General features: G+C 32.3%; 11 protein-coding genes. 8 read left to right on the forward strand and 3 right to left on the reverse strand.

What is annotated here, in order from left to right:
- The first annotated feature begins 26 nt into the window (after nt 1-26).
- On the forward strand, nt 27-590 hold the full coding sequence (locus tag ACFVR1_RS17775; protein ID WP_387585946.1) for a hypothetical protein: 564 nt from the start codon (nt 27-29) through the stop codon (nt 588-590).
- Between the two features lie 58 nt (nt 591-648).
- Here the strand turns inward: ACFVR1_RS17775 and ACFVR1_RS17780 are convergent, their stop codons facing one another.
- Nucleotides 649-870 carry a small, acid-soluble spore protein tlp gene (locus ACFVR1_RS17780; RefSeq protein WP_387585947.1) on the reverse strand — a complete coding sequence of 74 codons (222 nt, stop codon included), beginning with the start codon at nt 868-870 and terminating at the stop codon, nt 649-651.
- 145 nt (nt 871-1,015) lie between these two features.
- Here ACFVR1_RS17780 and ACFVR1_RS17785 point away from each other — a divergent pair, with 145 nt between their 5' ends.
- Nucleotides 1,016-1,276, forward strand: coding sequence for a hypothetical protein (locus tag ACFVR1_RS17785; RefSeq protein ID WP_387585948.1), 261 nt, complete (start codon nt 1,016-1,018; stop codon nt 1,274-1,276).
- 79 nt (nt 1,277-1,355) lie between these two features.
- Here ACFVR1_RS17785 and ACFVR1_RS17790 read toward each other — a convergent pair whose 3' ends face one another.
- On the reverse strand, nt 1,356-1,724 hold the full coding sequence (locus tag ACFVR1_RS17790) for a hypothetical protein (protein ID WP_387585949.1): 369 nt from the start codon (nt 1,722-1,724) through the stop codon (nt 1,356-1,358).
- A gap of 400 nt (nt 1,725-2,124) precedes the next feature.
- Between ACFVR1_RS17790 and shc the strand changes: the two genes are divergently transcribed.
- The 4 genes from shc (at nt 2,125) to ACFVR1_RS17810 (ending at nt 6,265) form a co-directional block, all read left to right on the forward strand.
- On the forward strand, nt 2,125-4,038 hold the full coding sequence (shc, locus tag ACFVR1_RS17795; RefSeq protein ID WP_387585950.1) for a squalene--hopene cyclase: 1,914 nt from the start codon (nt 2,125-2,127) through the stop codon (nt 4,036-4,038).
- Between the two features lie 612 nt (nt 4,039-4,650).
- Nucleotides 4,651-5,103 carry a hypothetical protein gene (locus ACFVR1_RS17800; protein ID WP_387585952.1) on the forward strand — a complete coding sequence of 151 codons (453 nt, stop codon included), beginning with the start codon at nt 4,651-4,653 and terminating at the stop codon, nt 5,101-5,103.
- 120 nt (nt 5,104-5,223) lie between these two features.
- A complete protein-coding gene (locus tag ACFVR1_RS17805) occupies nt 5,224-5,445 on the forward strand; it encodes a hypothetical protein (RefSeq protein WP_387585954.1) in 222 nt (73 codons plus the stop codon).
- Nucleotides 5,446-5,593: 148 nt separating this feature from the next.
- Nucleotides 5,594-6,265 (forward strand): hypothetical protein, encoded by a 672-nt coding sequence (locus ACFVR1_RS17810; protein ID WP_387585955.1) that lies wholly within the window; start codon nt 5,594-5,596, stop codon nt 6,263-6,265.
- Nucleotides 6,266-6,466: 201 nt separating this feature from the next.
- Here ACFVR1_RS17810 and ACFVR1_RS17815 read toward each other — a convergent pair whose 3' ends face one another.
- Entirely contained in the window at nt 6,467-6,997 is a 531-nt protein-coding gene (locus ACFVR1_RS17815; RefSeq protein ID WP_387585957.1) for a hypothetical protein, read from the reverse strand.
- 266 nt (nt 6,998-7,263) lie between these two features.
- On the opposite strand from ACFVR1_RS17815, the gene lepB reads away from it, so the two are divergent.
- Together lepB and ACFVR1_RS17825 are read left to right on the forward strand one after the other, a co-directional pair.
- Nucleotides 7,264-7,830, forward strand: a complete 567-nt coding sequence (gene lepB, locus ACFVR1_RS17820; RefSeq protein ID WP_387585958.1) for a signal peptidase I — start codon at nt 7,264-7,266, stop codon at nt 7,828-7,830.
- 169 nt (nt 7,831-7,999) lie between these two features.
- A partial coding sequence (locus tag ACFVR1_RS17825) for a GNAT family N-acetyltransferase (protein ID WP_387585959.1) occupies nt 8,000-8,487 on the forward strand: 488 nt, incomplete at its 3' end.

Raw genomic sequence — 8,487 nt, forward strand, 5'->3', positions numbered from 1 at the left:
GTTTCTATTTAACATAGGAGGGATGTATGATTATGAGAAATTATGATAGAAGGCATATTTTCATGGCAATTGGAGCTTGTATTGCTCTATTTTCACCGATTTTTTTGATAATAATACCTTTAGCGGTTGTAAATACACTGTATTATAAGAGAGAAATTTGGATTACGTATGTTCCTGGAGAAAATTATGTGGCATTTGGTGTTGGAGTGTTTTTCCTAGTTCTTGCATGTGGGTTGCTATGGCTATATGATGTGCGAAAGTGGACAGTTAGTGTTGGAATTCTTTGTTTTATTCTTTGTGGCTTAACTTTTTATATTGCTTCGTTATCGTATGTAACTTTATCAGACGATGAAATTGCTTATCGAACACTTTTTTCTAATGAAAATCAGGTATATGATTGGAAAGAGCTCGATAAGTTACTTTATTATGAGAAGTTACCAGAGGATAAAGAAACATCGTATTATGAATTTCTATTTAAAGATGGGGAAATGTTAACGATGAAACAAAATAGTTATGTTAAGGATATTCAAGGAAGTTTAAGTTATAAAGTAAGGGGATTAGGCATACCTTTTGTATATGTTGAAGAATAAATGATGGATGAAAATACCCCAGTAGTTGTATGAACTACTGGGGTATTTTGTATTAAATTTAGATATAACCGTTAATTTTTGATTTAGCCTCCGCTTTTACTTCTCTCTGTAGAACTTCAATGCTATCCTTACGACGTTCATTCTTCTCTTTGATTGCAGAAAGTTCTTTTCCTTCTGCAAATTTCATTGCTTCTTCAGCAGCTTCCATATTATTAATTGTTTTCTTTAGTCTTTCTTTATTATTTGCTAAATCATTCGGTCTTTGGCTAGTATTTGGCACTTTGTTTCCTCCTTCATTAAAAAAATCTTGCAAGAAGTATTATTCCCAGAACTATAAAAACTATTAAGGGAACTTCGAATGAATAAAAATGAGGTGATATTGCCATAGTAAAGACGAAACAATTGATTTTAAGGAGGAATTTCCAATGGTAGATCATACACAAATGAGCTGGAAAGAAGATAATGTTATTTCTCGATTGCACAATTCCGTAGATAATGTCACATTTGCTGTAGGGCAAGCTCTAACGAACCCAACAGAGCAGTTTATTCAAAATGCGCAGGACATGATTGAACGAGCGGAAAGATCGGTCCAAATGGCCATCCAAACAAGAGGAGATTTGGACCCTATCATGTCACTTCAACAACAGCTAAAGGAAGATAAAGAAAAATTAAATAAGGTCCATTAAATTTATCTATAGATTTCATACAAAGACTCATTAATGACGAAATGGGTCTTGGTACATAGTATGAGCATCCTTCTTTCCATTAATAAACTTCCATTTCGTTTAAAGTAGTATTTAAATCTGTTTCTGCTATTTTTTCGGTTGCCTCATCAATTAAGTGTTGAATAAATTCTTCTTCATCAAAATCTTCTGGATCTACTTCATATCTATCTAGCACAATATAGACGTTTTCTCTAATATTTGTTCTAGTTTCCACTAGATCTTTAAAGAAGAAAGCCCATCTTGATTCTTCAAATAATGTTCCATTTATATGAATTATAGAAGATGAAATCATCGAGGAAGGCACCGAGTACGTATTTTTTATACAGATAATAGTTTCATCATTATTTGCTTTGAAAATCATCTCTTTATATCCAATATCAAAAAACTGTTTAAATTCTACTTTATTCAAAGTCATTCCTCCATACCGAATCTATTTCTTCTTAGTATATAAAGAGAATGAAGAGTTTATACACAAGAATCGTTAATCAAGTCTAGAAAAAAGACACTCTTTTTCCGAGAATGAACCATCGAACTTCGTTGGACATGAAGGCATCGCGTAGGACGAGGCGCCATTAATTAACAAAAACAAGCTGATCCCAATTCATATTTGAATTTGGGATCATTTGTATGTTTATTTTTAATTTTGTATTACATAACAGGTTCTTGTTGGAATACTTCTCATGTGAACGATTCGAATTTAATGAACTAAAAGTAGTTTGATAGATACTTATTTGCTTCTTAGCATTTTTTAAAATTTAATCGAATATGTTTAGGTGTATTGAATTTATGATATAGGAAGGACGAATGTTGTGAACGGTACCATAACAGACGAAATTAACCGAATTATATCCATCTTGAAGCAGGATCAATCGGAGGAAGGAACTTGGGATTATCCTTTTGAAACAGGTATTACAACGGATGCCTATATGATTATTTTATTGCGTTCATTAACTATTGATGATGAAGAATTAATAAAAGAACTAGTAGATAGGATTTTAAGTAAACAACAAGACAATGGTGCTTGGAAGCTGTTTTATGATGAAGAAGAGGGCGGGAATGTAGCTGCCACGATTGAAGCTTATTACGCTCTTCTATATTCCGGTTATTGTTCTCACGATGATGTACGAATACAAATAGCAAGGAAGTTTATTTTATCAAATGGGGGAATAGACAAAAGTAATTTACTAACAAAAATTATTCTAGCAGTGACTGGACAATTTTCGTGGGCAAAAATTTTTACTATCCCGACAGAATTTGTTTTATTACCACACTCATTCCCGATAAATTTTTTCGACATTTCTGTCTTTGGTAGGGCAAATATCGCTCCACTCATGATTCTTGCTGATAAGAAATACATAATTAAAACAAATAAAAGTCCAAACATATCAGATTTATATATTGTGAACCATAACTGGCGGGATGAAGAATATTTATCAAGGTATGAATGGAGTTCTTTTCTTTTATCCTTTCAAAGAAGAATTGAGGATCTAATTGGTTTGTCCAACCAAATTCAGGAACTTGCGGTAGATAAGACAAAACAGTATATGCTAGAACGAATTGAACCAGATGGAACCTTATACAGTTACTTTAGCTCGACATTTCTGCTAATTTTCTCGTTGCTTTCCCTTGGATATAAGAAAGATCATCCCACAATCATTCATGCGTTAAACGGATTAAAGTCTATGAAATGCCAAGTCGACGGGAAGACTCATATGCAATTCACCACAGCAACGGTATGGAATACAGCTTTAATTAGTTATGCTATGCAAGAAGCAGGTGTTTCCGATTTAGATCCAGTTATAACAAAAGCAAACCAATTTTTATTAACACGACAGCATTACAAATATGGGGACTGGGTAATACACAATCCAGAAAGTCTTCCAGGGGGATGGGGTTTCTCAAATGTAAATACATTGAACCCTGACATTGATGATACTACTGCAACCTTAAGGTCAATCTGCCAAACTGTCATTAAAAGCCACAAATTCTATACATCTTGGGACAGAGGAATCAGCTGGGTATTTTCAATGCAAAATGATGATGGAGGATGGCCATCATTCGAAAAAGGCGTGAATAGTAGCATTTTGTCTATGATTCCAATTGAAGATGCTGAATATTTACTCGCAGATCCATCAAGTGCAGATTTAACAGGAAGAACATTGGAGTTTTTCGGGAACTTCACTGACTTAAGGAAGAGTCACGACTCTATTAAGCTAGGTGTCAATTGGTTATTCGATCATCAAGAACCTAATGGATCGTGGTATGGCCGTTGGGGCATATGTTATATTTACGGTACTTGGGCTGCTATAACTGGGCTTGTTGCAGCAGGAATATCATCGGACCATCCTTCTATTCTAAGATCAGTCAAATGGCTTCGTGATATTCAAAATTCGGATGGAGGATGGGGAGAGTCTTGTAGAAGTGATAAAATGAAAAAGTACGTTCCATTGGGAGCAAGTACATTAACTCATACAGCCTGGGCATTGGATGCGCTGATTGCTGCTGAAGACGAACTCACACCAGAAATAATATCCGGCATCAAATATATTTTAGAAAATAATAATAAAGATGACTGGACAACATCTTATCCAAAAGGACAGGGAATGGCTGGTAGTTTATATATTCATTATCATAGTTATCGATATATTTTCCCTCTAATTACACTTTCGCATTATCGAAAAAAATTTCCGAATGAAAGCCTCATAACTCTCAAGAACGAATAGGTGTGAAAGGTGACATACCATACTATTGTGCAAACGGAATAGTTGTATAAATCAATTTATTTTTAATTATTGGCTTAAGGTGCGGTTCTCAAATTCCAAAACAAATAAGTTAGGACCAAGTGTCCTAACAAACAGTATTAACTAATGTAAATAACTAATACAACTAACTGTCGAATTATAAGAAGAACCGGCTGCCTCTTTTGGGCAGCTTTTTCTTTATGGTTCAGGACTGGATTTCCATGAATAAAAAAGATGCTTCTATTTATATTAATCAAAAAGTAGAGTGCGTTTTTATTTAGGAGGAAGTGTTTTTGAAAGAAGGATTAACGCAAAAAAGACTGAAAATCGAGCCGATTATAATGAAAAATGAAGAGAAAGTTGTTTTCGATCCAGTTGAACTTGAATAAAGTGTAGCTTTGTAAAAAAGATTGATTATCCATTTAAAAATCATCTAAACTCTATAGATTTCCTAGAGGTTAGATAATTTTTAAATGGATATTTATGTTACTATCACTATAAAGATTAAAGATTGTGAAAGAATGTACTTAAACTAACGTGTCAGGATAGTTGAAGAAGCACTGGTGAGTAAATAATAAAAAGGGTGGAATTATTTTGAACAAAGATTATCAGTGTAGAGTAGTCATTAATTTTACAAATGGAGATGTTAGAATCGAAGTTTTAGGAGATGGACAAAAATTTAGCTTTATCTCTGGTTTAGGTTTTATCGCTTTACCTGAATTATTCCTTGCACTTTCAAATTTATATAAAAGAGAAGTTAATAGAACAAAAGTGGACTACTACGGAAATTATGACTATTATTATTTCTCGAGCGATGGTACAAGCCTTCAAGTTGAACATATAGCTCCTTATACAGATGAAATATTATATTATATTTTTAATCTAAAGCAGTATGTTATAGCCGTACATAAAGGATTTTCTGAATATCTTCAACAACATCGAAAGGAAAGAAGTTTACCTATAAATCAAGAGGATAGATTAAACCCTATAGGGAGAAATGTAATAAAGAATTATAATGAATTTTCATTATTAATAAATGCTCGCTGATAAGAGAATAGATAATAAGCAGTTTTGGCTAACAAAAATGGGGAAACGAGTGCTTTAGCAGAAGAACCGATATGATTTTTAAAAAAGGTAGCTGGGATTTAATTTAGAAAGGGATTTTATATGGAAAGTATTTTATTATTAATTTTCGGTGTAGGATTTATTGTTTTTGGGGTTAGACACAATAAAAATAATCATAGAGAAGAAGGTTTTGGTACAAGTGGTTCTGTTATTCTTGAATTTATAACGAGTTGGACAGATAAATTACCATATTGGATTACAAAAACAATTTATTTATTAATTGGGCTTGGGTGTCTGATAGGGAGTTACCTTACATATTTTTAAAGATTGTGAAGGATTCTTCTGTAAACTAACGGGTGCTTTACTTCAAGAAGGGGTAAAGTATTTTTTCTTATTAAACTACGACGCAGGTTAGTTCAATAAGGATTTGTTTTATTTTATATGTAAAGATGGACAATTAGGAGAGGTTTTATTGAACACGTCTATATCAAAAATTAGTACTTTATTGTTTGAAGAATTTAAGCAGATTAATTCTGAAGCGGATATTGAAAGACTAGAAAATATAATATTAAAAGCACTTAATTTTGACCAGAGGATTTATGGGGGACAGCTTCCGTATGAAGTTAAAATAAAGCTAAAAAACAAACCTAAAAAATTCCGAGATATATTTCCAAGACAAATATTTGAAATTTACCTAAAAGAAATTAATCAATACGCTTATGGTGTTGTTTTACAGGGGGATTTAAAATTAAATAAATATGATGATATTATCATTGGGTTTCTAAACTACTTTACTAATGAGTCGCTTAACATTTCAAATATACACGAACTAATAGAGAAAAAATATTTCTCTTATATTGCAAATTCAGGTATTGCTTCAATACTTGATTACAGTTGGAAGTTTGTTGGTAGTTATTCTGAGCAAATAATGGACAACAACGAGTTAAACAAAATAGAATATGCAACAAAATTTATGGATAAATTCTATAAAAGTGTCGGGAATAGTACTTTACCTATTGTTGACTGCCAGAAAATAAGTGAGGAAGAATATAAAAAAATCCCTAACCCTCATGGAATTGTTGGAGATATTGCAATTGAAAACGACTTAGTAACTATTGCAAGAACTGGTTCTATACACAGGTGATATTCTTCAACTAACGGGTGCTTTACTTCAAGAAGGAGTAAAACATTTTTTCTTATTCAACTAAAGGTGCAGGTTAGTTGAACAAGGTGATAAAAAAAGCCCTGTATCAACAATTAATTTAATCAAAGATACAGGCTTGTAATTTTGAATATTTTATTAACTAAATTTAACTTGTTTATGCTCTAGGTTTTCAAGTAAGAATTAATAATCTAATTGACGCAAATACAATAGTAGTTCATTTTCATTTATTCTTTTAATTTTATATTTACGGATTTGGCTTTCAATTTTCTTGTGCTCAGCATCTTTACTACTGAATAGGTTTGCTATTTGAAAAATTGCTTCTGCTAAAATAGTAATTGTTCCAGCAGAACCTAATTCCAATCCTAAAGTTTCTGTTTCTGAAAGTTGTGATTCAGCAAATTTATCTATTTTCTTTTTATACTCACCCTTGATTACAATATAGGTTTCTTTATTTTTAAAAGCTAGTAGTAAATCTTCTACATTAAATACTTCAAAGTATGCATTTTCTTGTTCTAACCGTAATAACTCTTCTAAAACAGCACCTTCACTCTTCATTACTGTTTTAGCAATTGCTTGTATCGTTTTAACTGAAAAACTGCTTACATTTTTTTTGTTTACACTTGCGAGCATTTGCTGACTTATTCCAGTTTCTTTGAATACATCGTACCGTTTCTTTCCGTTTTTTTGCAAATAAATATCTAAAAGGCTCATTTCAAACACCCTCCAATTGATAAATTATTTTTTACTAAAATTATTTTTACTCAATTATATTTTAGTATATGTGCGAGTTTTAGTTTTTGTGCAAGTAATTGTAAATAAATTTTTAGATTTATTTTTTAGTTGCAATGGTTTTATAAAATTAGTTTGTGAAACATTGTACTTAAACTAACGCAGCAGTTTAGTTTAACTAGCAGGTATTATTCAAGGGAGGTTGAATAAGTTAATTGAGGTGTTTAAATGAGAAAGAGGTGTTGAATGTGAAAAAAGCAAAAGAAAAAAATGAATTATTGGAATGGGCGAAAGCAATAGGAATTGCTATTTTATTTGGATGTGGTATTCGATTTTTCCTATTTACACCTATTGTAGTTGACGGTGCTTCTATGATGCCTACATTTGAAAGCGGTGACAGAGTAGTAGTGGATAAAATCGGCCCCAAATTGATGGAGTATAAAAGATTTGATGTGATTGTATTTGAAGCAAAAGAAGATACTGATTATATCAAACGTATTATTGGTATTCCTGGTGACCGCATCTCTTATGAAAATGATGAACTATTTATTAACGGTGAGAGGTACGAAGAACCCTACTTAGAGGAATATAAAAAAGCTTTGATAGACAAGGGTACACTTACTGGAGACTTTACATTAGAAGAAAATTTAGGTGAATTAACTGTGCCAGATGGATACTTTTTTGTATTAGGCGATAATCGTCGTAACAGCACAGATAGCAGAGACCCAATGGTTGGATTTGTTTCGAAGGATAAAGTATTGGGTACCGCAAAAATTGTCTTTTTACCTCTAGATAATTTTAAGATAATAAAATGATAAAGTGAATTTTAAAAGCACCCGTTATTTGATGTTCCTGTTCAACTAACGGGTGCTTTACTTCAAGAAGGAGTAAAGTTTTTTCTTCTTAAACTAACGAAGCAGGTTAGTTGAAGAAGGAATTATTCAACTTAGCAAAGGAAGTTATATACATTGGGGGGAAATGAATATGAACGATTTATTTACAATAGACTGCGGTGAAATACTACTAAGAGAATTTAGAATAGAAGATGTAGATGCTATTTATGAACTGACTTCACAACCCGAAGTTTATGAATTTTTGCCAGATTGGCGTTCGACTAGAGAACAAAGATTAGATTGGGTTACAAATTATGAGATACCGGATAATAAAGAGTTTTTAGCTAATCTCCCAAGCATAGGCGAAGGGTGGCTGAAGTTGGGAATTGTTTTAAAAGAAACTGATGAATTTATTGGTTTCTGTAATACGGGTATTAAAGAGGAACTAAGTGGACCAAATCGAGAGGTTGCTTACTCTATTTCTAAGCATTATAGAAATAAGGGGTACACAACACAAGCGGTGAAAGGATTAGTAAATTATCTATTTGAAAACACTAATGTTGAACAATTGAATGCTGTGGTTCTTCCACGCAATGTAGCTTCAAATAAAGTAATAGCAAAATGTGGCTTTCATCTTAG

This window comes from Psychrobacillus sp. NPDC058041 (assembly GCF_042885655.1).
In the GTDB taxonomy this organism is placed as follows: Bacteria; Bacillota; Bacilli; order Bacillales_A; family Planococcaceae; genus Psychrobacillus.

Excerpts from the sequence above, each read along its gene's own strand:
- ACFVR1_RS17775 (WP_387585946.1), top strand. The coding sequence starts at position 27 with ATGATTATGAGAAATTATGATAGAAGGCATATTTTCATGGCAATTGGA.
- ACFVR1_RS17805 (WP_387585954.1), top strand. The coding sequence starts at position 5,224 with ATGGAAAGTATTTTATTATTAATTTTCGGTGTAGGATTTATTGTTTTT.
- ACFVR1_RS17815 (WP_387585957.1), bottom strand. The coding sequence starts at position 6,997 with ATGAGCCTTTTAGATATTTATTTGCAAAAAAACGGAAAGAAACGGTAC.
- ACFVR1_RS17785 (WP_387585948.1), top strand. The coding sequence starts at position 1,016 with ATGGTAGATCATACACAAATGAGCTGGAAAGAAGATAATGTTATTTCT.